This is a genomic window from Pseudomonas putida, assembly GCF_016406145.1.
GTDB lineage: Bacteria > Pseudomonadota > Gammaproteobacteria > Pseudomonadales > Pseudomonadaceae > Aquipseudomonas > Aquipseudomonas putida_E.
The window spans coordinates 4,939,085-4,964,111 of the sequence record NZ_CP066306.1 but is presented as its reverse complement, the minus strand read 5'-3'; the positions used below and the strand labels follow the sequence as shown (position 1 = coordinate 4,964,111).

23 protein-coding genes and 1 tRNA gene are annotated in these 25,027 nt (G+C 63.5%); 15 read left to right on the top strand and 9 right to left on the bottom strand.

Annotation, left to right across the window (positions count from 1 at the left end; translation table 11 throughout):
- Positions 1-4 precede the first annotated feature (4 nt).
- From rplU to JET17_RS22865, 5 genes are all read left to right on the top strand, one after another.
- Positions 5-319, top strand: coding sequence for a 50S ribosomal protein L21 (gene rplU, locus JET17_RS22885; protein WP_008092021.1), 315 nt, complete (start codon positions 5-7; stop codon positions 317-319).
- A 38-nt stretch (positions 320-357) separates the two neighbouring features.
- Complete coding sequence (rpmA, locus tag JET17_RS22880; protein WP_008092023.1) at positions 358-615, top strand: 50S ribosomal protein L27; 258 nt, start codon at positions 358-360, stop codon at positions 613-615.
- Between the two features lie 190 nt (positions 616-805).
- Positions 806-2,032 carry an Obg family GTPase CgtA gene (cgtA, locus tag JET17_RS22875; protein ID WP_012316298.1) on the top strand — a complete coding sequence of 409 codons (1,227 nt, stop codon included), beginning with the start codon at positions 806-808 and terminating at the stop codon, positions 2,030-2,032.
- A gap of 87 nt (positions 2,033-2,119) precedes the next feature.
- A complete protein-coding gene (proB, locus tag JET17_RS22870; RefSeq protein WP_012316297.1) occupies positions 2,120-3,238 on the top strand; it encodes a glutamate 5-kinase in 1,119 nt (372 codons plus the stop codon).
- Positions 3,235-3,696 carry a CreA family protein gene (locus JET17_RS22865; RefSeq protein ID WP_012316296.1) on the top strand — a complete coding sequence of 154 codons (462 nt, stop codon included), beginning with the start codon at positions 3,235-3,237 and terminating at the stop codon, positions 3,694-3,696. Before proB ends, JET17_RS22865 begins: the two co-directional genes overlap by 4 nt.
- Before the next feature lie 118 nt (positions 3,697-3,814).
- Here JET17_RS22865 and mksF read toward each other — a convergent pair whose 3' ends face one another.
- From mksF to mksB, 3 genes are read right to left on the bottom strand one after another with little or no spacing between them, the layout of a single operon-like run.
- Positions 3,815-6,646, bottom strand: coding sequence for an Mks condensin complex protein MksF (mksF, locus tag JET17_RS22860; RefSeq protein WP_012316295.1), 2,832 nt, complete (start codon positions 6,644-6,646; stop codon positions 3,815-3,817).
- Positions 6,643-7,350 (bottom strand): Mks condensin complex protein MksE, encoded by a 708-nt coding sequence (mksE, locus tag JET17_RS22855; protein WP_012316294.1) that lies wholly within the window; start codon positions 7,348-7,350, stop codon positions 6,643-6,645. The genes mksF and mksE overlap by 4 nt, the downstream gene beginning before the upstream one ends.
- Positions 7,340-8,617: an Mks condensin complex protein MksB gene (gene mksB, locus JET17_RS22850; RefSeq protein ID WP_012316293.1), complete on the bottom strand. Its 1,278-nt coding sequence runs from the start codon at positions 8,615-8,617 to the stop codon at positions 7,340-7,342. Before mksB ends, mksE begins: the two co-directional genes overlap by 11 nt.
- Before the next feature lie 221 nt (positions 8,618-8,838).
- Here mksB and JET17_RS22845 point away from each other — a divergent pair, with 221 nt between their 5' ends.
- The 3 genes from JET17_RS22845 to JET17_RS22835 all read left to right on the top strand — a co-directional run bounded on the left by JET17_RS22845 (position 8,839) and on the right by JET17_RS22835 (position 10,770).
- On the top strand, positions 8,839-9,627 hold the full coding sequence (locus JET17_RS22845) for a hypothetical protein (protein ID WP_042111761.1): 789 nt from the start codon (positions 8,839-8,841) through the stop codon (positions 9,625-9,627).
- A complete protein-coding gene (gene rimI, locus JET17_RS22840; protein ID WP_012316291.1) occupies positions 9,624-10,079 on the top strand; it encodes a ribosomal protein S18-alanine N-acetyltransferase in 456 nt (151 codons plus the stop codon). The genes JET17_RS22845 and rimI overlap by 4 nt, the downstream gene beginning before the upstream one ends.
- A gap of 106 nt (positions 10,080-10,185) precedes the next feature.
- The gene (locus JET17_RS22835) at positions 10,186-10,770 is read left to right on the top strand and encodes a D-Ala-D-Ala carboxypeptidase family metallohydrolase (protein WP_012316290.1); all 585 of its coding nucleotides are present in this window, start codon (positions 10,186-10,188) and stop codon (positions 10,768-10,770) included.
- Here JET17_RS22835 and JET17_RS22830 read toward each other — a convergent pair.
- Positions 10,710-11,624: a LysR substrate-binding domain-containing protein gene (locus JET17_RS22830; RefSeq protein WP_012316289.1), complete on the bottom strand. Its 915-nt coding sequence runs from the start codon at positions 11,622-11,624 to the stop codon at positions 10,710-10,712. The genes JET17_RS22835 and JET17_RS22830 overlap by 61 nt on opposite strands.
- 145 nt (positions 11,625-11,769) lie before the next feature.
- Between JET17_RS22830 and JET17_RS22825 the strand changes: the two genes are divergently transcribed.
- Positions 11,770-12,381, top strand: coding sequence for a LysE family translocator (locus JET17_RS22825; protein ID WP_012316288.1), 612 nt, complete (start codon positions 11,770-11,772; stop codon positions 12,379-12,381).
- A gap of 75 nt (positions 12,382-12,456) precedes the next feature.
- Here JET17_RS22825 and JET17_RS22820 read toward each other — a convergent pair.
- A tRNA-Met gene (locus JET17_RS22820) sits at positions 12,457-12,533 on the bottom strand.
- 96 nt (positions 12,534-12,629) lie between these two features.
- Entirely contained in the window at positions 12,630-13,562 is a 933-nt protein-coding gene (locus JET17_RS22815; RefSeq protein WP_012316287.1) for a FecR family protein, read from the bottom strand.
- A 179-nt stretch (positions 13,563-13,741) separates the two neighbouring features.
- Here JET17_RS22815 and JET17_RS22810 point away from each other — a divergent pair, with 179 nt between their 5' ends.
- From JET17_RS22810 to JET17_RS22800, 3 genes are all read left to right on the top strand, one after another.
- Positions 13,742-14,953: an MFS transporter gene (locus JET17_RS22810; RefSeq protein ID WP_012316286.1), complete on the top strand. Its 1,212-nt coding sequence runs from the start codon at positions 13,742-13,744 to the stop codon at positions 14,951-14,953.
- A 203-nt stretch (positions 14,954-15,156) separates the two neighbouring features.
- The gene (locus JET17_RS22805) at positions 15,157-15,300 is read left to right on the top strand and encodes a hypothetical protein (RefSeq protein ID WP_176512188.1); all 144 of its coding nucleotides are present in this window, start codon (positions 15,157-15,159) and stop codon (positions 15,298-15,300) included.
- Between the two features lie 84 nt (positions 15,301-15,384).
- Complete coding sequence (locus JET17_RS22800) at positions 15,385-16,545, top strand: MFS transporter (RefSeq protein WP_012316285.1); 1,161 nt, start codon at positions 15,385-15,387, stop codon at positions 16,543-16,545.
- Positions 16,546-16,644: 99 nt separating this feature from the next.
- Here the strand turns inward: JET17_RS22800 and JET17_RS22795 are convergent, their stop codons facing one another.
- The 3 genes from JET17_RS22795 to JET17_RS22785 all read right to left on the bottom strand — a co-directional run bounded on the left by JET17_RS22795 (position 16,645) and on the right by JET17_RS22785 (position 20,674).
- On the bottom strand, positions 16,645-19,119 hold the full coding sequence (locus JET17_RS22795) for a TonB-dependent siderophore receptor (protein ID WP_012316284.1): 2,475 nt from the start codon (positions 19,117-19,119) through the stop codon (positions 16,645-16,647).
- A gap of 96 nt (positions 19,120-19,215) precedes the next feature.
- Positions 19,216-20,172, bottom strand: a complete 957-nt coding sequence (locus JET17_RS22790) for a FecR domain-containing protein (protein WP_012316283.1) — start codon at positions 20,170-20,172, stop codon at positions 19,216-19,218.
- Positions 20,159-20,674 carry a sigma-70 family RNA polymerase sigma factor gene (locus JET17_RS22785; protein ID WP_012316282.1) on the bottom strand — a complete coding sequence of 172 codons (516 nt, stop codon included), beginning with the start codon at positions 20,672-20,674 and terminating at the stop codon, positions 20,159-20,161. Before JET17_RS22785 ends, JET17_RS22790 begins: the two co-directional genes overlap by 14 nt.
- Before the next feature lie 169 nt (positions 20,675-20,843).
- On the opposite strand from JET17_RS22785, the gene JET17_RS22780 reads away from it, so the two are divergent.
- The 3 genes from JET17_RS22780 to JET17_RS22770 are packed head-to-tail and all read left to right on the top strand — an operon-like array spanning position 20,844 to position 25,009.
- On the top strand, positions 20,844-21,470 hold the full coding sequence (locus JET17_RS22780) for a DNA-3-methyladenine glycosylase family protein (RefSeq protein WP_012316281.1): 627 nt from the start codon (positions 20,844-20,846) through the stop codon (positions 21,468-21,470).
- 30 nt (positions 21,471-21,500) lie between these two features.
- Positions 21,501-22,553 (top strand): bifunctional DNA-binding transcriptional regulator/O6-methylguanine-DNA methyltransferase Ada, encoded by a 1,053-nt coding sequence (ada, locus tag JET17_RS22775; RefSeq protein ID WP_012316280.1) that lies wholly within the window; start codon positions 21,501-21,503, stop codon positions 22,551-22,553.
- Positions 22,554-22,609: 56 nt separating this feature from the next.
- Positions 22,610-25,009, top strand: coding sequence for a DUF3772 domain-containing protein (locus JET17_RS22770; RefSeq protein ID WP_012316279.1), 2,400 nt, complete (start codon positions 22,610-22,612; stop codon positions 25,007-25,009).
- Positions 25,010-25,027 lie beyond the last annotated feature (18 nt).

Genomic DNA, 25,027 nt, shown 5'->3' with positions numbered 1-25,027 from the left:
ACCCATGTCTTACGCAGTAATCGTTACCGGCGGCAAGCAGTACAAAGTCGCTGAAGGTGAATTCCTCAAAATCGAAAAGCTGGAAATCGCCACTGGCGAATCCGTGACTTTCGATCGCGTTCTGCTGGTTGCCAACGGTGAAGAAGTCACCATCGGCGCTCCAGTCGTCGCTGGCGCTAAAGTTGTTGCCGAAGTCGTTTCGCAAGGCCGTCACGATAAAGTACGCATCATCAAGTTCCGTCGTCGTAAGCACCACATGAAGCGTATGGGCCACCGCCAGTGGTTCACCGAGATCAAAATCACCGGTATCCAGGCTTAATCGCTCAGATCCCCTGAATTTATTTGGAGAATTGAACCATGGCTCACAAGAAGGCTGGTGGTAGTACTCGTAACGGTCGCGACTCAGAATCGAAACGCCTTGGCGTGAAGATGTATGGCAGCCAGGTCGTCAAGGCCGGCAACATCATCGTCCGTCAGCGCGGCACCCAGTTCCACGCCGGCTACGGCGTTGGCATGGGCAAGGATCACACCCTGTTCGCCAAGATCGAAGGCGTGATCAAGTTCGAGAAGAAAGGCGAGTTCAACCGCCGTTACGTGAGCATCGTCGCCGCTTAATCGCGACGTCGCTCCAGAAGCCCCGTCATGCGACGGGGCTTTTTCGTTTGTGGTGAGCCTCTTGCAAAGCTGTTTGTATGGGCTGCCGGCGTGGGTTTCTTCGGTCGTACGGGGCCGCCGCGCTCATTTTTGCAAGAGCCTCAGGTTTTTTAAGTATTCAGCTCGTCGGAAGGCGAGAGGCGGTTTTTGAATGAAGTTTGTTGACGAAGTATCCATCCGGGTCAAGGCCGGTGATGGCGGTAACGGTTGCATGAGCTTCCGCCGTGAGAAGTTCATCGAGAACGGTGGCCCCAACGGGGGTGACGGTGGCGATGGCGGCTCGGTTTACATGGTGGCCGACGAAAACCTCAACACCCTGGTTGACTACCGCTATACCCGTCACCACGAAGCCCAGCGCGGCGCCAACGGTGGCAGCACCGATTGCACCGGCAAGAAGGGTGAGGACCTGTTCCTGCGTGTGCCGGTCGGTACCACGGTGATCGACGCCTCCACCCAGGAAGTGATCGGTGACCTGGTCACCCCTGGCCAGAAGCTGATGGTCGCCCAAGGCGGCTGGCACGGTCTGGGTAACACCCGTTTCAAATCCAGCACCAACCGTGCGCCGCGCCAGACCACCCCAGGCAAGCCGGGTGACCAGCGCGACCTGAAGATGGAGCTGAAGGTCCTGGCCGACGTGGGCCTGCTGGGCCTGCCGAATGCCGGCAAGAGCACCTTCATCCGTTCGGTGTCGGCCGCCAAGCCGAAGGTCGCCGACTACCCGTTCACCACCCTGGTGCCGAACCTGGGTGTGGTCAGCGTCGACCGCTGGAAGAGCTTCGTCATCGCCGACATCCCTGGCCTGATCGAAGGCGCATCCGACGGTGCCGGCCTGGGTATCCGCTTCCTCAAGCACCTGGCCCGTACCCGCGTGCTGCTGCACCTGGTCGACCTGGCGCCGCTGGACGGCAGCAGCCCGGCCGACGCCGCCGAAGTGATCATCAACGAGCTGACCCGCTTCAGCCCGTCGCTGACCGACCGTGAGCGTTGGCTGGTGCTGAACAAGGCGGACATGCTCATGGACGATGAGCGTGACGAGCGCGTCAAGGAAGTGGTCGAGCGTCTGCAGTGGGAAGGCCCGGTCTACGTGATCTCGGCTATCGCCAAGCAGGGCACCGAGCAGCTCACTCATGACCTGATGCGCTACATCGAAGACCGCGCCGATCGCCTGGCCAATGACCCGGCCTACGCTGAAGAGCTGGCCGACCTCGACCAGCGCATCGAAGACGAAGCCCGCGCCCAGCTGCAGGCCCTGGACGACGCCCGTACCTTGCGCCGCACTGGCGTCAAGAGCGTGCATGACATCGGCGACGATGACGCGTGGGACGATGATTTCGAGGACGACGAAGACGGCCCGGAAATCATTTACGTGCGCGACTGACCGGTTGCAGTACACTAAACGCCGCTCTCTGGAGCGGCGTTTTTGTATCCACGGTATCTACAGATTCGACATAGGTTGGAAGAGAAGATGCGAAGCAAGGTGACTGGCGCCAAGCGCTGGGTCGTGAAGATCGGTAGTGCGCTGCTCACGGCCGATGGCAAGGGCCTCGACCGCGGTGCCATGGCCGTATGGGTCGAGCAGATGGTTGCCCTGCGTGAGGCGGGTGTTGAGTTGGTGCTGGTGTCCTCCGGGGCCGTGGCTGCCGGCATGAGCCAGCTTGGCTGGACCGCACGACCGAGCGCGATGAACGAGCTGCAGGCTGCCGCTTCGATCGGCCAGATGCGCCTGGTGCAGGCGTGGGAGTCGAGCTTTGGCGAGCACGGCAAGCACACCGCGCAGATCCTTCTGACCCACGACGATCTGTCCGACCGCAAGCGTTATCTCAACGCCCGCAGCACTCTGCGGACGTTGGTCGACCTGGGCGTGGTGCCGGTGATCAACGAAAACGACACCGTGGTTACCGACGAGATCCGCTTCGGCGACAACGATACCCTGGCCGCGTTGGTGGCGAACCTGGTCGAGGCCGACCTGCTGGTGATCCTCACCGACCGTGACGGCATGTTCGACGCCGACCCACGTAACAATCCAGAGGCACAGCTGATCTACGAGGCCCGTGCCGATGACCCGTCGCTCGACGCCGTAGCCGGCGGTACCGGCGGTGCCCTGGGCCGTGGCGGCATGCAGACCAAGTTGCGCGCCGCGCGCCTGGCAGCCCGTTCCGGCGCCCATACCATCATCATCGGTGGCCGTATCGAACGCGTACTCGACCGCCTCAAGGCTGGCGAGCGCCTGGGTACCCTGCTGTCGCCTGAGCGCGGCATGTTGGCGGCGCGCAAGCAGTGGCTGGCTGGCCACTTGCAAACCCGCGGCACGCTGGTACTGGACGCCGGTGCGGTTCAGGCCCTGCGCCAGGCCAACAAGAGCCTGCTGCCGGTAGGCGTGAAGACCGTACAAGGCAGCTTCCGCCGTGGCGAAATGGTGGTGTGCGTAGGCCCCGACGGCCTTGAAGTGGCGCGCGGCCTTGCCAACTACAGCGCGCTGGAAGCACAGAAAATCATTGGCCAATCGTCCGATGCCATCGAGTCCCTGCTTGGCTACAGTGCCGAGCCGGAGCTGGTCCACCGCGACAACCTGGTGCTGGTATGAACATGCTCAAGCGCGCGATTGCCGTGGCAGCCCTGGCGCTGCCGATGCTGGCAGGGGCCGAGGAAATCGGCCAGGTATCTACTGTGTTCAAGTTCGTCGGGCCCAACGATCGCATCGTGGTCGAGGCGTTCGACGACCCCAAGGTCGAAGGTGTGACCTGCTACCTGTCGCGCGCCAAGACGGGCGGAGTGAAGGGTGGCCTGGGCCTGGCCGAGGACCGTGCGGAAGCGTCGATTGCTTGCCGCCAGGTCGGGCCGATCAACTTCAAGGGTGAGTTGAAAGACGGTGAGGAGGTGTTCAAGGAGCGCACCTCGCTGGTGTTCAAGACCATGCAGGTGGTGCGCTTCCTGGACAAGAAGCGCAATACACTGGTGTACCTGGTTTACAGCGACCGCATGATCGAAGGCAGCCCGCAGAATGCGGTGACGGCGATTCCGATTCTGCCTTGGGCTCACTGATACTTTAGGGGAGGCCTTTGGCCTCCTTTCGCGACACGAGGCCGCTCCTACAGGCGAACGTATATGCCTGTAGGAGCGGCCTCGTGTCGCGAAAGGGCCGCAAAGCGGCCCCAGTTCCTCAGGCCAGCTCCTCAGCCTGATCCTCGCGCACGATCGCTTTCTCCACATCACGTCGGCTGATGTACTTCCAGTCCGCCTCGTCGATATAGATGCCATTCGGCCCGCTACCGCCTTCCAGGTCGATCGCCACATGCGCCGATACCTGTGGCTTCACACTCGCCAGAATCGGTACGAAGCCTAACTGCAGGCTGGTCTCCAGCAGTGCGGCCTGGTTGCGCTCGTCGATGTCCGCCGCCTCGTCGAGGTAGTAAGGCAGGCGAATGCGCCCGGCCAGGTCGCGGTCCATCAAGTGCAGCAACAGGTACATGTTGGTCAGCGCCTTGATGGTCATGGTGGTGCCGTTGGAGGCGGCGCCGTCGATGTCGGCGTGGATCACCGGCTGGCTGTTGATCTTGGTGATCTCGAAAGCCAGTTCGAACAGGTCTTTGAGGCCCAGCTGGTTGTGGTTGGCCGCCACCAGCCGCGCCAGGTATTCCTTGGCTTCTTCGTTCTTGTGATCCTGCTCCGAATTCTGAGTCAGGTCGAACACCGACAGGGTCTCGCCTTCCTCGTACTGGCCGGCGCTGTGGATGATCTGGTCGATGTGCTTGAGCGCTTCCTTGTTCGGCGCCAGTACCACGCGGAAGCTCTGCAGGTTGGAAACCTGGCGCTTGTTGATCTCGCGGTTGAACAGGGCCAGCTGGTGTTCGAGGCTGTCGTAGTCGCTGCGGATGTTGCGCAGGGTGCGGGCGATGTCGGTGACTGCGGCGCGGCGCGCCTTGGCCAGGGTCAGGGCCTCGTCGGTGCGGTGCGCATAGGCATTGACCAGCAGTTGCAGGCGCCGCTCCATGTCATCTTCGCTGTCGAACTTGGCCACGCCCTTGAGGCGTACCTGGGCGTACAGCGCCTCGATCTGGTTGTCGACGCGCTGCAGGGCCTGCCAGCTGTCCTGGTAATCGTTGAGTAGCGGCAACAGGTTGTCCATGGAGTCGTCGACCGCTTCCATGAACGGCGTGCCGAATGGCAGGTCGGCGGGCAGCAGCTGACGACGGCGCAAGGCGTCTTCCAGGGTGCGCTGCTTGGCTTCCAGGTCGGCGATCTGGCGGCCGACCAGCTGCAGCTTGGCCGACAGTTGCTGGACGCGCTCGGTGAACGCATCGCTGGAGCGCTTGAGTTCGTCCTGGGCCGCTTCCAGTTGCGCCAGCTGCTCCATCTTCTCCGGCTCTTCAGCTGCCAGGGTTTCGCTGCGACGGTAGTCTTCCAGGGCCTTCTGCGCATCCAGCACCTGCTGGTACAGGGCTTCTGTCTGGGCTTTGGAAGCGGTACGGTCGGCGGCCACCGATTGCTGGGTCTTGAGCTGCTTGAGCTCGCGCTCCAGGCGGTCCTTCTGGTCGCGCAGGGCGGCGCGGTCGGCCAGGGCCTGCAGGGCCGGTGGGTCGATGTGCGAAAGGTCGATGGAAATGCCCGGGGCTTCGAAGCGCTCGCCCTTGAAGCCATCGAGCACCGCTTCCAGCGATTTCACCCACAGATCGCTGTCGTCCAGTTCGATACCGCGCTCGCCCAGTGGCAGGCTGAACAGTGCGCCGTTGAACAGGCGCATCAGGCGGTCGACGTCTGCCTGCGAGAACTCTTCGCGCAGGCGGGCGTAGCTGTTGTTGTCGGCGTGATCGAGCTGCTGCTTGACCTGCTTGAGGCGCTTTTCCAGGTCGCGCACACGCTCGTCGAGGTCCTCGGCAGAGAACTGCCGCGACTGGGCCAGGGCGCCAGCCAGTTCGTCGTGGGCATCCTTGGCGGCCAGCAACTGCTGCTCCAGCACTTTGACGTCATCAACCAGGGCGAAGCGGTGCTTGAGTACCGACAGCTCGCCGAGCCAGCGCTGGATACCGGTGATTTCACGCTCCAGGCGCATCAGCTCCTGGGTGCCGCCACGCTGATCGTTCTGCAGGCGGTCCTGCTCGCCGCGGTAGTGCTCGGCCTGGATCACCAGCTCTTCCTTGCGCGCCATGGCGTATTCCTGCCAGGTGCCCAGCAGGTTGTCGAGCAGCGGCGAGAGGCGGTGCAGCTTGCCGCGCAGGATGTCGCGCTGGGCCACGCCGCCGGCCAGGGCTTCGACCAGAGGGCCGGCGGCAACCAGGGCGTTGTAGTCCTGCTCCATGCGGCGTACGTCGCGGAAGGCTTCTTCGCAGGCGGCGATGTAGTCGACGCTGCCAGAGCGCAGGCTGTGCTCGAACGCGTCGAGGAACAGCTGTTTGAGCTTGGCGGCGGTGATTTCGCGCATGTGCAGCAGGTTGATGAACAGTGCGCGGAAGGTTTTCAGGCTCTGCTCGCTGGTCGAGCGCAGCGGGATCATGGTCAGGTCCAGCGGCACCGAGGTGTGGCCGCCGACCAGCAGCCGGCGCAGCTCGTCCGGCTTGAGCTCGTAGGCTTTGAGGCCCAGGCGCTCGAGGTTGGTGAACAGCTCTTTCTGGCGCAGGCAGGTGTCGTTCTTCTGGTAGTGATCCAGGTCCAGTTCACCCTTGTAGGCAAAGAACTGGTGGCCGAAACCGCCGCCTGGCCCGCGACCGACCACGCCGATCACGTGGGGACCGTGGGGCAGGTTCAGTTCGCAGAGGATGTACGAGGTGTCGCTGGCGAAGTAGAAGCGGCGCGACTGCTCCAGGCTGTACTTGCCGAAGCTCATGTCGGACATGCGCGCCAGGATCGGGAACTGCAGGGCGTTGATCGAGGCGGATTTGCCCAGGTTGTTGGCGCCGTAGACCGACAGCGGGTGCTCCAGCGGGAACAGGCCCAGGCTGTAGCCGGCGGTGTTGAGCAGCGCGAAGCGGCGGATGCCGTAGCGTTCCTGGCTCATGCGTCAATCTCCTGTTGCTCTTCGCGGATGGCCCGGGCCAGGGCCTCTTCTTCGCTTTCTTCGCCCTCGAACGGGGTGAGGTCGAGCGGGTCGTCGGTGTGGGCCAGCGCCTCGGGGCTTTCTTCCTCGACCAGCACTGGCGTTGGCAGCGGCAGGTCGCTGTGCAGGCTGGCGGCCAGGTCGCGGTCCTGCTGCACCGACAGGCACACATCGAGGAAGCGGTGCATCGGTGGCAGGAAGCGGTAGATGCCGCCTTCCTCGTGGGCGAAGCCGAGCTGGGTCATGCGGCGCATGATCTTTTCTTCCAGCTCGTCGACAGTTTGCACTTCAGCCTGCAGGAACAGGTCACGGTATTTGTCCAGCAGCGAGGGCAGCTCATCGCGCCCGATGCTGCCGCCGTCGAGCACCGCCATCGGGTCGCGGCCCTGGTCGGCCAGGTGCTCGACCAGGATGAAAGTGAACAGCGACAGGCGCTGGGCGGTCTTGTTGACCTGCGCGGCGGCCTGCTCGGGGACGAAGTAATAGAAGCCGCGGGTATCGCACACCAGCTCGAAGCCCAAGGCCTTGAACAGGGTGCGGTACTGGTCCTGGAAGTTCGACAGCTGGGCGTACAGCTCCGGGTCGCGGCGGCTGACGTGGAACCCTTTGAACAGCTCGCGGAAGATCGGCGCGAGCTGGGACAGTTCGGAAAGATCAAGATGCATTGGCTGGGCTCGCGTTGGTTTCAGGTTGCGCTTCGCGGCTGGATGTCAGGGCGAACGAGCGCAGGCTGACCAGGTGTTCGTGGGTGGTGTACTCGCGGCGTTCGAGGCGTTCGCGCTTGAAACGCTTTTCACGCGACAGGCGCGAGAACCAGTACAGCAGTTCGTCGGTGGCGCCTTCGGGCTCCTGGTCCAGCAGCCAGACCATCAGGTCAGGCAGCGGCAGGGCATCCTCGCAGCGTTCGAGCATTTCCTTGACCGTGCGTGGCGCGCGCGGCAGCGGGCCAGTCTGGGTCTTGTGCGCCTTGGGGAACTTGGCCGGTTTCGGCTCGAAGCGGGCGAGGGCATAGACGTACGCCTCGACCTGGCTGGCGCTGCCCAGGAAGGTGCTCTGCGGCCGGGTGAACAATGGCATGGCCGCCTGCGGCACGGCGTCGATACCCTTGCGCCGGATCACCGACAGGGCCAAGGCAGCGCCGCGGGTCACGGCATTATGCCGACGCGCTTCTTCGCGCAACGGCAGCAGCAGTTCACGGGCGTGGCGCAGCGTCAGCTGGGCGCTGGTCTGCATCTCGAGGATGCGCGCATGGGTGCGCAGCAGCATGTCGTCGTCGACCAGGTGGCCCAGGCGCGCCTGTTCGCCGAGCAGTTTCAGCAGCACGGTCTCGACCTTGCGTACGCCCTGTTCGAAGGCTCCGTCGGCGTTGACCAGCTGGATCATCGGCTCGACGTATTCGTCCCAGGTCGCCAGTACTTCGGCATAACGCTGGCGCAGCGGGATCTGGCGGTTGCTGGTCTTGGCCCGTTCGGCCACGGCGACCAGCGCCTGTTCGTCGTTGTCGAGCTTTTTCAGTACGTCGCGCACGCGCATGTCGAGCAGGCGCAGTTGGCGCGCCAGGTCATCGCTGTCGCGGTTGTCGAAGGCATCCTGAATATGCCCGGCAAGGCGCTCCAGGTGGCGCAGGTAGGCCTCGATCTCCAGGCACAGGCCCAGGCGGTGCTCGCGGCGCAGGTAGGCGAGGAAGTCGTGGATCTGGGCGTTGAGCTCGAAACGGTTCGGGCTCTTGGCCACCGGGACCAGGATATCCAGGCGGATCCACACGTCGAGCAGCTGGGTAATGTCCTGCGGCGTGCTTTCCACTTGCTGGCGGCCCAACTGCTGGCGCAGTTCGACCAGGCTCAGGGTGCCTTGGTCGAAACGCTCGCACAGCGGCTCGATCAGGGCCCAGTGTTCGGCTAGGGCGCGCAGGACGCGCTTGGGTTCGATCATTGGCGTCTACTCGTTGCCAAGTAAAAAGGGGGCGATTGTACTGCATCCGGGGGGGAGGATTTCACCCCTTGGTCTGTAATGAGGGATAACCTCGGATTGGCTGGGGGTTTCCCTGGCCCCCTCGGCGGTACAGGCAGCAATTTTCTGCCGACCAGTTGCGGCGCTCGGCAGCCAACAGCGTTAGAATGCCCGATTGTTCCAGCCCCCCGGATACCCGTGCCTTGCTGACCGAGTCCCGCCGCCGCGCCTACCTTTCCGCCATGCAAGTGGTGCATTGGCTGCCGCGCGCCGAACTGCCGTTCGCTGCGCCGTCGCGGCCAGAGCTGCTGTTGCCGCAGGTTCCGGTCGAGCAAGCCGCGTTCGAGGTCAGGCCTTCGCCAGCCCCTGCCAACGAAGCGCCGGTCGCACCACAGGCGCGCTCCGGCGAACGTCCGAAAATCGAAATTCCGCGCCCGGGCAACGCGCCTAAGCCCACCGCCAAACCGGTCGAGGCCGAGGAACAAGCCCCCGCGCCACGTCCGGCCCCCGTGCCGCCACCGCGTTTCTCGCTGCAACTGCTGCGCGCCGGCAACTGCCTGCTGCTGGTGGAATTGGCCACCGGCCAGCCGTTCCAGAGCCGCGACCCATCCTACCTGCTGCTCAAGGACATGCTGCGCGCCGCAGGCCTGCCAGATGCCCCGCAGATCATCGGCGAGCCGGTGCGCTGGCCGCTGCTGGTGCGTGGCAACATGGACCAGGGGCCGGACGCCGCGCGTGATTTCGTCCAGGGCTTCATTCAGGCGCGCCTTGAAGAAGCCCCTTGCACCTGCCTTTGGCTGATCGGCATGCCGGCCTTGCGCTTTGCCGCCAATACCGACGCCCAAGCCTATTACCAAGTACTCAAGCTCGACGGCCTGGGCGACGCCTGGGCGTTGCCGGGCCTTGAACTGTTGATGGACGAGCCGCAGCGCAAGGCGGACGTCTGGAAAGCGATGCGCCAGCTGATGGCGCGCTGGAAGAGCGTTGAATGAGTGAATCGATCAGTTTCCGCCCCATGACCGAGGCGGATCTGGATGCCGTGCTGAAGATCGAATATGCCGCGTTCAGCCATCCCTGGACCCGCGGGATTTTCCAGGATGCGCTCAAGTCCTACGAAGTGTGGTTGATGTTCGATGGTCAACAGCAGGTCGGCCATGGTGTGATCAACGTGATCATCGACGAAGCGCACCTGCTGAACATTACCGTCAAGCCCGAGAACCAGGGGCGTGGCCTGGGCCTGCGCTTGCTCGAGCACCTGATGGCGCGGGCCTATCAGCTCAATGGGCGCGAGTGTTTTCTGGAAGTGCGAGCCAGCAACCAGTCGGCCTATCGCTTGTATGAGCGGTACGGCTTCAACGAGATTGGCCGTCGGCGTGATTACTACCCGGTGGCGGGCGGGCGCGAGGATGCGCTGGTGATGGCTTGTACGTTGCTCGAAGACTGACTTTCAATCCTTCCTGCTCTGTTACCAGTAATTTGTGCATGCTTAACTCCTTGTAATGGCCGCCCCGATTGGCGGCCGTGCTCATACTGGGGCAGAGGGAGCGGGGATGAGAAGGACGAAATGGCTGCTGATGGCCACAGGCGTGATGCTGGGGGGCGTGGCTCAGGCCGATGAACGTGACCTGTGGATGTTCGCGCAATGGGCGGGGGATCATCAGACCCGCCCTTTTCGGGAGATGCTGGTGGACGCCCGCCTGTATGGCGTGGTGCCGATTCACCAATTGCTGCGCTCAGCGTCGGACTGGCGGCTGTGCAAGGCTTCACCGTTTGCCGTGCCGCCGCCTGGCAACTGGCTGGCAGTGCGCTCCACGCTGGCGCTGATCAATACGCTGGAAAAGCAAGGCATCCTGCGCCAGTTCGAAGTGGTCTCCGCCTACCGTGACTCGGGCTTGAACAGGTGCGCAGGAGGTGCCGTGGGCAGCGCCCACACCCGTGCCTTTGCAGTCGATATCCTGCTGCCAGGCTGGGCCGACCCCAACCCGTTGTGCCGCTTCTGGCAGCAGCATGGCCAGGCCTGGGGCATGGGGCTGGGGCGCTACCCGACAGGCCGCATCCATATCGACACCGCGGGTTATCGCACCTGGGGCGGTGATGGCAGTGCCGCGTCGTCGTTCTGCAGCAAACCCAGGTGAGCGAGGCAGGCCTGGCTTTCTCCCATTACCCAATCGGCAAAGCGTTGGCGCTTGCCGCCGTCATCCAGCGGTTGCGGGCTTAGCAGGTGATAGGCGGACCCATCGCGCAGAAAGCCGAATGGCGCCTGCAACTGCCCGCTGTCGAGTTCATCGCGCACCATCAGCGCCGAGGCGATCGCCAGGCCCAGGCCGGCACTGGCGGCCTGCAGTGACAGGTAGAAGTGTTCGTAGTCGCTGCGTTGGCAGTGTCGCGCCTGCTGGCCACTCAGGCGCAGCCACGCGGGCCAGGCACTGGGGCGAGTGTTGCTGTGCAATTGGCGTTGGCCATCGAGTGCGGTGCCGCCATCGCGGTTGACCGGGCCGATCCATTCGTCGCAGACCTTCAGCGCGTGCAGGGTGGGCGGCCAATGGAAATCATCACGTCGTAGTGCCAGGTCAACGCCGCTGCGGGCAAAGTCCAGCGGCCCACCGGCGGCCACCAGGTGCAGTCGCAGGTCTGGGTGGGCGGCATGAAAGCGGGGCAGGCGGGGGATCAGCCAGCGCATGGCGATGGTCGGCTCGCAAGAAAGCACCAGCACATTGTCCGGTTCCTGCTGCTGCAGGCGCTGCACTGCGCTTTCGAGTTGCTCGAAGATGGCCTGGGTGGTGCCGTGCAGTGCGCGACCGGCCGGGGTCAGGAAGATTGCCCGGTTCCGGCGCTCGAACAGTTCGACACCGAGGCTTTCCTCAAGCAGGCGGACCTGGCGGCTGACGGCGCCATGGGTGACGTGCAGGCGTTCGGCGGCCCGCACGAAGCTTTCGGTTTCGGCGGCGATGTCGAAGTAACGCAACGCAGTGAGTGGGGGAAGTTTCATGGGCTTGAAGTTGCCAGCGGCGGCACGGCACCTGTGTGAGAAAAACTAGCGAATTTGCGTAACTATAAATCGATTTTCCCAGCTCACTGCTATTTCGATAATGGCGACACCTGTGCATTTTCATCGCCTATCGAGGACTTCCTTCGTGACTGAGCTTTTCGCTGTAGCCCTTTTCACCCTTCTGGCCGTCGTCAGCCCCGGCGCGGATTTCGCCATGGTCACCCGCAGCAGTTATGCACAGGGCCGCAAGGCCGGCCTGGCGGCGGCTGTGGGTATAGCCCTCGGCGTTCAGGTGCATGTGCTGTACACGGTGTTGGGTATCGCCGTGGTCATCAGTCAGAGCCCTGCGCTGTTCCTGGCCATGAAAGTGCTGGGCGCGGGGTACCTGATCTATCTGGGTTATCAGTCGCTGACCAGCACCACCCGCATCAGTCTTGATGACCAGGAACCGGCAGTGGGGCTGCTGGCTGCCTTGCGCACGGGCTTCCTGACCAACGCCCTCAACCCCAAAACCATGCTGTTCGTGATCAGTGCCTACACCCAGGTCGTACAGCCAGGTAGCCCGCTGGCGCTGGATTTCGCCTATGGTGCGTTCATGTCGTTTGCCCACTGGGCGTGGTTCAGTGTGGTGGCGGTATTTTTTTCCAGTACCGGGTTGCGCAAGGTGATGATCGAGCGCCAGCGGCTGGTCGACCGGCTGATTGGTGTAGCGCTGATAGGGCTCGGCCTGGCAGTGGCTGTATCGGGGGTGCGCTGAAAGCGAAAGAGAGGGGCTGAACTTTTCTGCGGGCAAAAGAAAAGGGCTTACCTTGCGGTAAGCCCTTTTCAAGTTTGGTGGCTACACAGGGACTTGAACCCCGGACCCCAGCATTATGAATGCTATGCTCTAACCAACTGAGCTATGTAGCCGATGGCGCGCATTATTCCCTTGTGATGCCCCTGTGTCAACACTCATTTCAAAAAAAATTTGCACGCTTTCAAAAACTTAGCCGACCAACGCTGTTTTCAGCGCACGATCAACCATTGCCCGAGAATACCGTACACCTGCAAGCGCTGCTCGGCAGCCAGTGCGTCGAGGGTTGCGCCGGAGCGGTCGAGGTTGAAGTCGCCGCTTACACGCCGGTTGGCTGCCTGTTCGTCCATCATCCATACGCGGCGGCCCTGGTAGCTGGCCAGGCGCTCGATGACTTGACCCAATGGCACGTCGAGGGCGCGCAGGTGGCCGCTGCGCCAGGCGTTCGCATTTTTGACATCGACCTTCTGCACGGGGTTGATCCGGGCATCGGTGAAGGTCACCCGCTCACTCGCCGACACCATGCGCTGGTCGTTACCTTGGGTGATCATGGCCTTGCCATTGAGCACCACCAGTTCGTCATGCCCGGCATGGCGCGCCACCATCAGGCGAGTGCCGAACACCTGGATACGCGCATCGTCCACCTGCAGTTCAAGGGCGCGGCCGTCGAGCATCACGTGCAGCTCGACCTGGCCCTGCACAACCTGCAGCAGACGGGTGCGCCCGCGCAGGTCGGCATTCAGTGCACTCGCGCTGTCCAGGTGCAGGGTTGAGCCGTCGGCCAGGCGCACGCTGCGCCGCTCCCCAGCGCCAGTGTGCAGTTCGCTGCCCAGGCGCTGCATCAGTGGCCAGTACAGGTACGTCAGCACGGCCAGCGCCAGTAGGAACAGCAATGCCAGCCCTTTGCCGAGGTAGCTGCGTCGCACGGTGACCTGGCGCGGTCGAGGCCCTGCCGGTGGCGCTTGCAATTGCTGCCAGCAGGCTTCGAGCTCGGCGTAGGCATGGGCATTGAGCGGGGCCTGGCACCAGCGGGCGAATGCCTGGCGTTCATGGTCATCGCAGTCAGGTTGGCGTAGGCGGGCGAACCACGCCAGTGCTTCCTGTTGGGCGTCGGCCTGGATCTGCGTGGCGGGCATCGGGCTCATGCTGGAATGTGCTCGCTAAAGGGCATTTTTCGCCCAACGATTGCGGGAATCAGGTGCGAGGATGCTAATTATATTGAGAACCATTTGCAAGTGCGCGGTTGTAGAGGATAAAAAGGTAGCTATGTATCCATTTGTTTCCTGATAATCGGATCCCAAACCTGCGGACGGAAATCAAGCTCATGGCCATCAGCAGCACCTCCACCGCCAGCACCGGTTCGGCAAGCCAAGCCAACCCACTGGTGATGCGCATCATCGCCTTCTGCGCGCTGGCGCACCTGATCAATGACCTCATCCAGTCGGTGCTGCCGGCGATCTACCCGATGCTCAAGGCCAATTACGACCTGAGCTTCACCCAGATCGGCCTGATCACACTGACCTTCCAGATAACGGCATCGTTGCTGCAGCCCTGGGTCGGCTTTTTCACCGACCGCCGGCCAACACCGAACCTGTTGCCGCTCGGCACCCTGTGCACGTTGGTAGGTATCATCATGCTGGCCTTCGTCGGCAGCTTCCCGATGATCTTGCTGGCTTCTGCGCTGGTGGGTATCGGCTCGTCGACCTTCCACCCGGAGACCTCGCGGATTGCGCGGCTGGCCTCAGGTGGGCGTTTCGGCCTGGCGCAGTCGACCTTTCAGGTCGGTGGCAACGCAGGCTCGGCCTTCGGCCCGCTGCTGGCGGCCGCAATCGTCATCCCGTTCGGCCAGACCCATGTGGCCTGGTTCGGGGTGGCCGGGCTGTTGTTCTTTGCCGTGACCCTGATGCTGCGCCGCTGGTACACCGAGCATCTCAACCAGGCCAAGGCGCGCAAGGTGGTGCAGGCCATCCATGGCATCTCGCGCAAGCGTGTGATCGCGGCGTTGATCGTGCTGGGCCTGCTGGTGTTCTCCAAGTACTTCTACATGGCCAGTTTCACCAGCTACTTCACCTTCTATCTGATCGAGAAGTTCGACCTGTCGGTGGCCAGTTCGCAGTTGCACCTGTTCCTGTTCCTTGGCGCGGTCGCGGCTGGCACCTTCTTTGGTGGGCCGATCGGTGACCGTATCGGGCGCAAGGCGGTCATCTGGTTCTCGATCCTCGGTGTGGCGCCGTTCACCCTGGCGCTGCCGTACGCCGATCTGTTCTGGACCACCGTGCTGAGCGTGGTCATCGGCTTTATCCTGGCGTCGGCGTTCTCGGCGATCGTGGTGTACGCCCAGGAGCTGGTACCGGGCAGTGTGGGCATGATTGCCGGGGTCTTCTTCGGGCTGATGTTCGGCTTTGGCGGGATTGGCGCGGCGCTGCTGGGGTACGTTGCGGATTTACGCGGTATCGAGTACGTGTATGGCGTGTGTTCGTTCCTGCCGTTGTTCGGTCTGTTGGCCGTGTTTCTGCCCAATACAGGTAAGCGCTGACAGCGTAGGGGCTGCTTTGCAGCCCAATCGCCGGCAAGCCGGCTCCCACAGGTAATTGTGTTAACTCTTGGAAATTGGCAAGACAGTTGCTCCCACTATCGGGGCAGTGCTGATGTTCGCTGTGGGCGCCGGCAATTGACGGCTCAACCTGGCTTGGCCTAGAGTGCCGCCTCTTTTCCCCAACCTGCGTAGTAGCCAAAGCAATGCGCCGTACCCAGTCCCTCCCACACGCCCGCCAGCCTGCCCTCCAGGCCATGCGTCGCGCGTGGCCGAGCGATACGGTGCTCAAGCGTCGCCGCAGTGTGCTGTTTGCCTTTACCTTCTCGCCACACCTCGCCCTGAACTGACCTGCGCCCCTGCGTCGTCCGCCGTCCCGGCGTGCGCCTGGGCGCCTGTATTTGCGCGTCTTTTCAGTTTGCTGGGAGTGATACATGAACATGCGTTTGCTGGTGGGCCTTCTGTTCGCCGTGTCTGTGGTTGGCTTCAGTCTGGGGGCCAGCCTGCCGCTGGTGTCGTTGCGTTTGCATGAGGCCGGTGCCGGCACCTTGCAGATCGGCATCATCTCGGCCATCCCCGCTGCGGGGATGATGCTTTCGGCGTTCATGGTAGACGCCTGTTGCCGGTACCTGACCCGGCGCACCATCTACCTGCTGTGCTTCAGCCTGTGCACCGTGAGCATCGCCTTGCTGGAGTCGGCATTCGATTCGGTCTGGATGCTGGCCCTGCTACGCCTGGGCCTGGGTGTCGGCATGGGCATCGCGATCATCCTGGGCGAGTCATGGGTCAACGAACTGTGCCCGGATCACAACCGCGGCAAGATCATGGCGCTTTACGCCACCAGCTTCACCGGCTTCCAGGTGCTCGGCCCGGCGATGCTCGCAGTGATTGGCGCCAACAGCCCCTGGATCACCGGTGTGGTGACCTTCTGCTATGGCCTGGCGCTGCTGTGCATTGTGCTGACCGTGCCCAACGATCATGTGGAGCATGGTGAAGAGGGCGAGAAAAGCTTCGGCCTGGCGGGCTTCTTTCGCGTAGCCCCGGCATTGTGCGTGGCTGTGCTGTTCTTCTCCTTCTTCGATGCGGTCGTGCTGTCGTTGCTGCCGGTGTATGCCACCAGCCATGGTTTTGCCGTAGGCGTGGCGGCGCTGATGGTGACGGTGGTGTTCGCCGGTGACATGGTTTTCCAGTTGCCGCTGGGCTGGCTGGCCGACCGGGTCGAGCGCACCGGCCTGCACCTGGTGTGCGGACTGGTGGCGATGGCGATCGGTATCGCCTTGCCTTGGCTGCTGCAGATGACCTGGCTGCTATGGCCGCTGCTGGTGGTGCTTGGCGCCGTGGCAGGGGGTATCTACACCTTGGCGTTGGTGCTGATCGGGCAGCGTTTCAAGGGCCAGGACCTGGTCACCGCCAATGCCAGCGTTGGCCTTTTGTGGGGCGTCGGCAGCCTGGTCGGGCCGCTGGTCAGCGGCGCGGCGATGGATGTGGCGCCGCATGGGCTACCGATGGCACTGGCGATCATGGCGGGGCTGTTCGTGTGCTTTGCCCGGCAGTCGTACCGGCGGGCCGGTAAGCTGCGGGCAGTGGCGGACTGAGGGTTGTTGTTGCCAGTGCTGGCCCTATCGCCGGCAAGCCCGCTCCCACAGTTGCACCTGAGTCCTTGATTGTAGTGGGGGCGGTGCTGGCAGCCTGAGTCAGAAGCTGCCGCGCAAGGTCACTGACACATTGCGCGGGTCACCCCAGTAATACCCGGTCGGCGTCGGCGCCACCTGGCGGTAGTACTTCTTGTCGAAGATATTGTTGGCATTGAGCTGCAACGAGTAATGCTCGTTGAACCGGTAGTTGACCATCGCGTTATACACCGCATACCCGGCCTGCGAGGCCTCGGCGCTGCCGCTGCGGTTGTAGATGTCGCTCTGCGCCTGCACGCCGCCGCCAACGGTCCACGCTTGCAGCTCGCCCGGCAGGCGATAGCTGGTGAACAGGCGCAGCATGCGCTTGGGGTCTGTGGTGCGGATGGCGTTGCCGGTGTTGCTGATGGTGTCCTTGAGTTGCTTGGTGGTGTTGTAGGTGTAGCCACCGGTCACGTTCCAGCCTGGCAATACTTCGCCGGAAATCTCCAGCTCGAAGCCTTGGCTGCGGTTCTTGCCTGCAGCCACCTTGCAATAACCCGAGGTGTAGTTGGGCGGGCAGGGGTTGGGGCCGCTCAGGTCATCCAGGGCGTTGCCGACCTGGTAGATGCGGAAGAACGCCAGCGAGGTGTTCAGCCGCCCCTCGTAGAACTCGCCTTTGATTCCGGTCTCGTAAGCTTCGCCTGTGGTTGGCTCCAGCACCGAGCCGCTGACGTCGGTGGCGGTCTGCGGGTTGAAGATTTCGGTGTAGCTGGCGTAGCTACTGAAGTTGTCATTGAGGTCGTAGATCAGCGCTGCATACGGCACGATCTTGTTGTCGACGCTGAACTTGCCGTTCGACTTGACGTTGTTTTCCTGCTCGTAGTCATACCAGTTGGCTCGCGCCCCGATGATTGCCGTGAGCGGGTCGGCCAGGGAAATGCGCCAAGTGGCGTAGGCCGCTTCCTGGGTGGTGCGTGTGCGTACCGGATGTGCGGTGATGTTGATGTCCGGTTCGGCCAGGCTGGTCTTTGGGTCCCACTCGCGGATGTCGAAGACCCCTGAGGAGACGAAGTTGGTGGCCGAGGCGTAGGAATCGTTGCGAATGCGCTCGACACCAAGCATCAGGTCATGGGTGCGACCGAGCAGCTCGAACGGCCCGTTGAGGGTGGCGCTCAGGTTGTTCTGCAGGCTCTCGCCGCCGTCGCCCTCGGTAACCTGATAGTTCATCAGATAGGGGTTGTTGCTTGGGTTGGCAGCGCCGCTGGCGCGGGTGAAGTAAGTCTGCTTGAAACCGTGGTCATCCAGCTCGAAGTGCGTGCGCTGGGCCATCAGCTTGAGCGACCAGTCGTTGTCGAAACGGTGTTCGAGCTCGGCAAAGGTCTGCAGGTTGCTGCGGTCCCAGCGGTTCCAGTCAGCACCCAGGTAAGTGCTGCGGCCAAACGGCAGGGGCGACCCATCATAGTCGGCGGGCAGGTTGCCCCAAGCGCCGGTGGCATCGAGCTTGGTCCACTCAAGGCCTGTGGTCAGGGTGGTGCTGTCATTCAGATCGAAGGCCAGCACACCGTAGAACACCTCTTTGCGCTCTTGGCGCGAGTCCTGGAAATGGTCTTTGTCATCGTGTACGGCGATCACCCGGCCTCGCACGTTCCCGGTTTCTGTCAGCGGGCCGGAGATATCGGCGACATAACGCTGGGTATCCCAGGAGCCGAGGGTGACGCTGCCTTCGCCCTGGAATTCGTGCGTCGGGCGTTTGCGCACCAGGTTGACGGTGCCTGACGGGTTACCCGCGCCGCGGATCATGCCGGTGGCCCCGCGCAAGATCTCGGCGCGGTCGATGATGGCCGAATCGCTCTGGATGAATGAGCCACCGCCGCTGCCCTGCACCACGGTGGCGCCGTCGTACTGGATGGCATCGATCGCATAGCCGCGCGAGTAGTACTGCACGCGTTCGCTGTCGGTGAGGTTCACCACCACACCAGGCGTCTGCTCCAGCAGGTTGGTCAGGTTGGTGATGTTCTGGTCGTCGATGCGCTGGCGGGTGACCACGGTCACCGACTGCGGGGTGTTGCGAATGCTTTGCGCGGTCTTGCCGATGGTGACCGCACCTGTCGTGTAAGAGCCACTGTGCTCGGTGGTTTCGCCCAGGCGATCGCTGGAAATACTGGTGGTACCCAGTTGCAGTGCGCCACCGGCGTCCAGTGCTGGTATCAGTAGAAAGCTGTTATCGCCTTCCTGTTGCGCTTGCACATCGCTGCCCATCAGCACGAGGGTCAATGCTTGGGCCGGCTCATGGCGGCCCTGCACGCCCTGGGTGGTCTTGCCCTGCAGGCTGTTCGCATCGAACGACAGGCTCAGGCCGCCTTGCCGCGCCAACTGGTCCAGTGCAGGGGCCAGAGGGCCTGCGGGGATGCTCCAGTCGATTTGCCGGTGCTGGCTGGCGGGTGCAGCCGCGACCTGTGCGGGCAATGCCAAGGCGCTGCCTAGGCCGAGGCCGAACACGGCGGCGCGCACGGCATGGCGCAGCCTGTCGTTGCGGGGGGAACACGGGTGGATCATGGACCGCTCCTGAAGGTTTCGTAGACCACTTTTCGGGTTTTGTTCCTTCAGGCCGGACGAGAATGAGATTCCACCTCATTCTTTTTCAAAAAAAGATCAGGCAGCCCCGACGCTGACCCAATAGCGTGTGCGGTAATCGACACGTACCGGCAGGCTGCGGGTAAGCAGTTGCAGAATCTGTTCGGTATCGTTCAGCTGGTAAGTGCCGGATACCTTCAGCGCGGCCACATCGCCAGCGCAGCGCAGCAGCCCCGGGCGGTAGCGGGCCAGTTCGGCGCAGAACTCGCCCAGTGGCATCTGTTGCACGCTGAGCACACCGTCGGTCCAGCCCCATGGGTCGGCATGCAACGAGGCAAGCGCGTGAGCCCCGTGCGGCGATACTTGCAACACCTCGCCCGCCTGCACCACGCGTGGTGAAGGGGAGGTGGGGAACAAGGTGACTTTGCCGCGGCGCACGGCCAGCAACAGGCCCTGATCATTTTCGCGCAGCAGCAGTTGGCCGTCACGGGTAGCCAGGGCGCCGACCCGGGTGGTGATGCGGAACGGGCGGTTGTCGCCAGGGTTGCTGGCCAGGCTGACTTCGCCGCGCAGCAGGGTCAGTTCGCGCAGCTCGGCGCTGTAGTGCAGGTCGATGGCGCTGGCCGTGTTGAGCTGGATCTGGCTGCCATCACTACCCTGCAACCGGCGACGCTCGCCTGTGCCGGTGCTGTTGTCGGCCATCAGCGCGGGCAGGCCGAGCGGCTCGCGCGCGGCCCAACCGGCGCTGCCGCCGATCGCCAGCACCGCCAGCAGCTTGAGGTGGTCACGGCGGTTGATGCGCTGACGCTGGCGGCCATCGAGGGTGCGCCGGCTAAGGTCGCTGGGGAGCCCCGCCAGCTCGTCGCTGAGGGTGCTCACCCGCTGCCAGGCCTGGGCGTTGTGCGGGTGGTGGGCCAACCATTGCTGGAACTGCTGTTCGGTAGCCGGGTTGGGGTTGTCGAAGCGCAGCTTCACCAGCCATTCGATGGCCTGGTCGACCTGGGCCTGCGCAGGTACTTGATCAGAGCTCGGCATAGCGCAACCGGTAGCAGACGCCCAGAGCCTTGGCCAGGTCGCGTTCGACGGTGGCACGCGAAACGCCAAGGCGAAGGGCGATCTGCGCGATGCTCAGGCCATCGAGCTGGGCCAGCAAAAAGGCCTGACGGGCGCGGGGCCTGAGCTGGTGCAGGGCGCGGTCAAGGCGCTCGAGGGCATCCAGAATCACCAGGCGATGCTCTTCGCTGGGTACTTCGCCTGCGGGTACATGGGCGAGGCTTTCCTGGTAGGCGCGCTCCAGGGCGCGACGGCGGAACTGGTCGATCATCAGGCCGCGTGCGATGCTGCTCAGGTAAGCCCGCGGTTCTTTGATCGGCGAAACCTGGCGCGCGCGCAGCAGGCGCACGAAGGTGTCCTGCGCAAGGTCTGCGGCGTGTTCCTGGCAGCCGACCCGGCTGCGCAGCCAGCCACGTAGCCAAGCGTGATGGGACTGATAGAGCAGGGCGACTTCGGCCGGTTTGAGCGTGTCGTTGAGCTGCATCGTAGCGGCTGATCCCATGAAGCACACGTTACTGTGAATAGTTCTCAATTCTATGCGTGGATGATGGCATGGGGCAATGGTTGCCAGGAATTAGCTGCGCAAGATTCGGCGTTTCCCCGATGAGTGACTGGGCTAAGCTGGTCCTGCCTAGAACCCACTGGAGCTACGGATGATCCTGGCCGACCTCTCGCCTGAAGCCTACCGCGAAGCCACCGATTACCTGGCCGCGCTGGACCCTGACTGGGCGCGGCACATTACTGCGACCGGGCCGTGCCTGCACCAGGCGACACCGGGGCGTGAGCCGTATGAGGCGCTGGTACGGGCGATTGCCTACCAGCAGCTGCATGCCCGTGCGGCCGAAGCGATACTGGGGCGATTGCTGGCGCTGTTTCCTGACGATGGGTTTCCCGCGCCGAGGCAGTTGCTTGAGGTGGCGCCGGAAACGATGCGTACCTGTGGGTTTTCCGCGAGCAAGCTGGCGACAATCCACGGTATTGCCCAGGCCGCGCTGGACGGGGCGGTGCCGTGCCGGGAAGAGGCATTGGGCATGAGCGACGAGGCCTTGATCGAGCGCCTGGTTGCCTTGCGCGGCGTGGGCCGCTGGACTGTCGAGATGCTGCTGATCTACAGCCTGGAGCGCTCGGATGTTTTGCCGGTGGACGATTTTGCGGTACGGGAGGGGTATCGTCGCCTCAAGGGGCTGGGCAAGGCACCGACGCCGGCGCAGATGCGATCGCTGGGCGCCGGGTGGCGTCCGCACCGCACGGTGGCAGCCTGGTATCTGTGGCGGGCCTGAGACGAATCAGCTTGGTTGAGGCATACCGCAATGACCCCCTACACCACTGACGACCAACGCTGGCAAGCCGTCTATACTCGCGACGCGGCAGCAGCAGGCCATTTCGTCTACGCCGTGGGCACCACCGGCATTTATTGCCAACCCGGCTGCAAATCGCGCATGGCCAAACGCGAGAACGTCGAATTTTTCACCGATGCCGCCGCCGCGCAGGCCGCAGGCTATCGCCCCTGCCGGCGCTGCCAGGCCAAGCCGTCGAGCATTCGCCGCTGCGAACTGGTAGCCCGCGCCTGCCGCCTGCTCGAAACCCCCGACAACCCGCCCAGCCTCGGCCAGCTCGGTACACAACTGGGTGTCAGCCCGTACCACCTGCACCGCCTGTTCAAGGCCGAAACCGGGCTTACGCCAAAGGCCTATGCCGCAGCCTTCCGCGCTCGGCGCCTGCGCGAGCGGCTGGGTGAGGGGAAAACATCGGTGACCGATGCCATCTTTGATGCCGGGTACAATTCCAATAGCCGTTTCTACGAAAGCGCCGATCAACGCTTGGGCATGCGCCCGCGTCAGTACCGCGCCGGTGGCGCGGGTACGGCCATTCATTTCGCTGTGGGGCAGTGTTCACTGGGGGCGATCCTGGTGGCACAGAGCGAAAAAGGCATCTGTGCGATCCTGTTGGGTGATGCTCCTGAAGCGCTGCTCGAGCAATTGCAGGATCAATTCCCCAAAGCTCGCCTGATCGGCGGCAATGCCGAGTACGAACGACTGGTGGCGCAGGTGGTGGGCTTCGTCGAGGCGCCTGCCCTGGGCCTGGACTTGCCTCTGGATGTGCAGGGCACCGCGTTTCAGGAGCGGGTCTGGCAAGCACTGTGTGAGGTTCCGGTGGGCGGCCGGGTCAGCTATACCGAGATCGCCGAGCGCATTGGCGCGCCCAAAGCCGTGCGCGCAGTGGCCATGGCTTGCGCGGCCAACCGTATCGCCGTGGCGATTCCTTGTCACCGGGTGGTGCGCCTTGACGGCGACATCAGCGGCTACCGCTGGGGGGTGGAACGCAAGCGGCAACTGCTGGACCGAGAAACGGCACTCTCCTGAACGCCCCAAGCCGCGTAGAATCCACCGCCAAATCGAATTGTGAAGAGGAATGTTCGATGAGGCGTGTCAGCCTTGCCCGATTTTACCTGGTGGTAATGGCCCTGATGCTGGCGCTTGCGTCGCCGGCCTGGTCGGCTTCCGTGCCGGTTGCCAACCTGGTTGCCAGCGAGCTGCCGGTGCTGGATGAAAACGCAAGCATCGAGCAGTTGAGCGATAGGCTCGACCAGATTCGTCAGGGCGTAACCAGCAACGCCAATGACGATCTGCTCTCGCAACTGCGCATGGCTACCGTGCAGGTCCAGCGACAGGCCGATGCGCTGAGTACCTTGCGCGCAGCCGACGCGCAGAAGCTCGACGACAAGCTCAAGGTCATCGGCCCGGTACAGAAAGATGAAGCCCCAACCCTGGCCTTGCAACGCAAGGAGCTGGAGGCGCAGAAAAAGTCGGTGCTCGCCGAGCAGGATCAGGCCACCAAGCTGACCCAGTCGGCGCGCGACCTGTCCACGCAAATCGTCAACCTGCGCCGTAGCCAGTTCAACTCGCAAGTTACCAGCCGGGCGGCCAGTCCGCTGAGCCCGGCCTTTTGGCAGTCGCTGATCCGTCCTACCGAGGACGATGTGATGCGCCTGCGTGATCTGCGCGGCGAGGCCGCCGACGCCGTCGCCAGCGCCTTCAGCGCTGAACACCGCGGGTTCTTCATCACTAGCCTGGTGGCTGCGATCCTGGTCTGGACACTGGTCCGCCTGGTTCTTGAGCGCCTGCTCGCTGCAGCCATGATCCGCTGGCTGCCCGAAGGCCGCCTACGCCGAAGCGCGCTGGCCTTGAGCGTGAGTCTGGCCACCTTGGGCACTATCGCCGGCGCCGTGTCGCTGCTGCGTTGGGGCCTTCAAAGCAGTGCCATGCTGGGCTCGGACATAGCCAGCCTGACCAACCACTTCCTCATGCTCGTGGTGTTCAGTGCCTTCATCACCGGCCTTGGCCGGGCCATGTTGATGCTGCAACGGCCTTCCTGGCGCCTGCCGCCGATCCCCGACGAAGTGGCCAGTGCTCTGGGTTGGTTCCCCAAGTTGCTGGCCCTGGCACTGATGGTGATGCTGACCTTCGAGCGCATCAACAGTGTGATCGGCACCAGCCTGGCGCTGACTGTCGCCACCAACGGCCTGACCGCGCTGGTGGTAGCCGCCATCTTCTCCGCGGCGCTCATACGTTACCGCCGGACCTTGCGCAAACATGAGCTGGCGCGCCCGACCGGCCTGGCAGGGCTGATCCCGTTCGTGATCGTGGTGTGGGTCGGGCTTATCGTGCTGACGCTGCTGGCCGGCTACCTCACCCTGGCCTACTTCCTCACGGCCAAGCTGCTGTGGATCAGCATGGTCGCCACCTGCGCCTACCTTTTGACCACCTTCCTGGCTGATCTGTGCGAAACCCTGCTGTCGCCGCGTCAACCCGGCGGCCTGGCACTGGCGTCGTCGCTGGGCCTGGCACCACGCCACCAGGCCCAGGCCAGCACCATCCTGACCGGTGTCAGCCGCACGGTCCTGCTGTTCCTGGCGGTGATGCTGGCGTTGATGCCGTCGGGCACCAGCCCCGGCGAGTTGCTGATGAGCCTGGGCGACTGGGACGGCACCGGTGGCAAATTGCTCGGCAACCTGAACATCGTGCCGCAGGACATCCTGCTGGCCGTGGCGATGCTGTTAGGCGGCATGCTCGGTATCCGTGTACTCAAGCGCTGGCTGAGCGAGCGCCTGCTGCCGGAAACCGACATGGACGCCGGCATGCGTGCTTCGCTGGTAACCCTGGTCGGTTACCTGGGCTTCCTGTTCCTGGCCATGCTGGTGATGTCGACCCTGCGGATCAACCTCACCAGCCTGACCTGGGTAGTCAGCGCCCTGTCGGTGGGTATCGGTTTCGGCTTGCAGCAGATCGTGCAGAACTTCATTTCCGGTCTGATCCTGCTAACCGAGCGCCCGGTCAAGGTGGGCGATTGGGTGAGCCTGGCCGGCGTCGAGGGTGACATTCGCCGGATCAACGTGCGCGCCACAGAGATCCAGATGTCCGACCGCTCCACGGTGATCGTGCCCAACTCGCAGTTCATCTCGCAGAACGTGCGCAACGTAACCATGGGCAATGCCTTGGGTGTGGTGGGCATCACCCTGACCTTGCCGCTGGAGACCGATGCCAACCAGGTTCGCGACCTGCTGCTGACTGCCTTTCACGAGCATGAGGCGATCCTGGATGCGCCGGCTGCGTCGGTAACCTTCAAGGACCTGACTACCAGCGGCATGGTGATCAGTGTCAGCGGCTATGTGGCGGGGCCGCGGCAGGTGTCGGGGGCGCGCAGCGACCTGCTGTTCACCATCCTGGGGCGTTTGCGGGATGAGGGCATTCCCCTGTCTTCACCGCAGAGCATGGTGCTGGTGCAGGAGGGCGCGCGCCCGGCTGACGAGCCGGCGTAACACCCCAGCGCGCAAGCC

Coding starts and splice junctions, on each gene's coding strand:
- JET17_RS22805 (WP_176512188.1), top strand. CDS start 15,157: ATGCGCCGTACCCAGTCCCTCCCACACGCCCGCCAGCCTGCCCTCCAG.
- rpmA (WP_008092023.1), top strand. CDS start 358: ATGGCTCACAAGAAGGCTGGTGGTAGTACTCGTAACGGTCGCGACTCA.
- mksB (WP_012316293.1), bottom strand. CDS start 8,617: ATGATCGAACCCAAGCGCGTCCTGCGCGCCCTAGCCGAACACTGGGCC.
- JET17_RS22770 (WP_012316279.1), top strand. CDS start 22,610: ATGAGGCGTGTCAGCCTTGCCCGATTTTACCTGGTGGTAATGGCCCTG.
- ada (WP_012316280.1), top strand. CDS start 21,501: ATGACCCCCTACACCACTGACGACCAACGCTGGCAAGCCGTCTATACT.
- rplU (WP_008092021.1), top strand. CDS start 5: ATGTCTTACGCAGTAATCGTTACCGGCGGCAAGCAGTACAAAGTCGCT.
- proB (WP_012316297.1), top strand. CDS start 2,120: ATGCGAAGCAAGGTGACTGGCGCCAAGCGCTGGGTCGTGAAGATCGGT.
- JET17_RS22785 (WP_012316282.1), bottom strand. CDS start 20,674: ATGCAGCTCAACGACACGCTCAAACCGGCCGAAGTCGCCCTGCTCTAT.
- rimI (WP_012316291.1), top strand. CDS start 9,624: ATGAGTGAATCGATCAGTTTCCGCCCCATGACCGAGGCGGATCTGGAT.
- JET17_RS22780 (WP_012316281.1), top strand. CDS start 20,844: ATGATCCTGGCCGACCTCTCGCCTGAAGCCTACCGCGAAGCCACCGAT.
- mksE (WP_012316294.1), bottom strand. CDS start 7,350: ATGCATCTTGATCTTTCCGAACTGTCCCAGCTCGCGCCGATCTTCCGC.
- JET17_RS22795 (WP_012316284.1), bottom strand. CDS start 19,119: ATGATCCACCCGTGTTCCCCCCGCAACGACAGGCTGCGCCATGCCGTG.
- JET17_RS22810 (WP_012316286.1), top strand. CDS start 13,742: ATGGCCATCAGCAGCACCTCCACCGCCAGCACCGGTTCGGCAAGCCAA.
- JET17_RS22830 (WP_012316289.1), bottom strand. CDS start 11,624: ATGAAACTTCCCCCACTCACTGCGTTGCGTTACTTCGACATCGCCGCC.
- JET17_RS22800 (WP_012316285.1), top strand. CDS start 15,385: ATGAACATGCGTTTGCTGGTGGGCCTTCTGTTCGCCGTGTCTGTGGTT.
- JET17_RS22815 (WP_012316287.1), bottom strand. CDS start 13,562: ATGAGCCCGATGCCCGCCACGCAGATCCAGGCCGACGCCCAACAGGAA.
- JET17_RS22790 (WP_012316283.1), bottom strand. CDS start 20,172: ATGCCGAGCTCTGATCAAGTACCTGCGCAGGCCCAGGTCGACCAGGCC.
- JET17_RS22865 (WP_012316296.1), top strand. CDS start 3,235: ATGAACATGCTCAAGCGCGCGATTGCCGTGGCAGCCCTGGCGCTGCCG.
- cgtA (WP_012316298.1), top strand. CDS start 806: ATGAAGTTTGTTGACGAAGTATCCATCCGGGTCAAGGCCGGTGATGGC.
- mksF (WP_012316295.1), bottom strand. CDS start 6,646: ATGAGCCAGGAACGCTACGGCATCCGCCGCTTCGCGCTGCTCAACACC.
- JET17_RS22835 (WP_012316290.1), top strand. CDS start 10,186: ATGAGAAGGACGAAATGGCTGCTGATGGCCACAGGCGTGATGCTGGGG.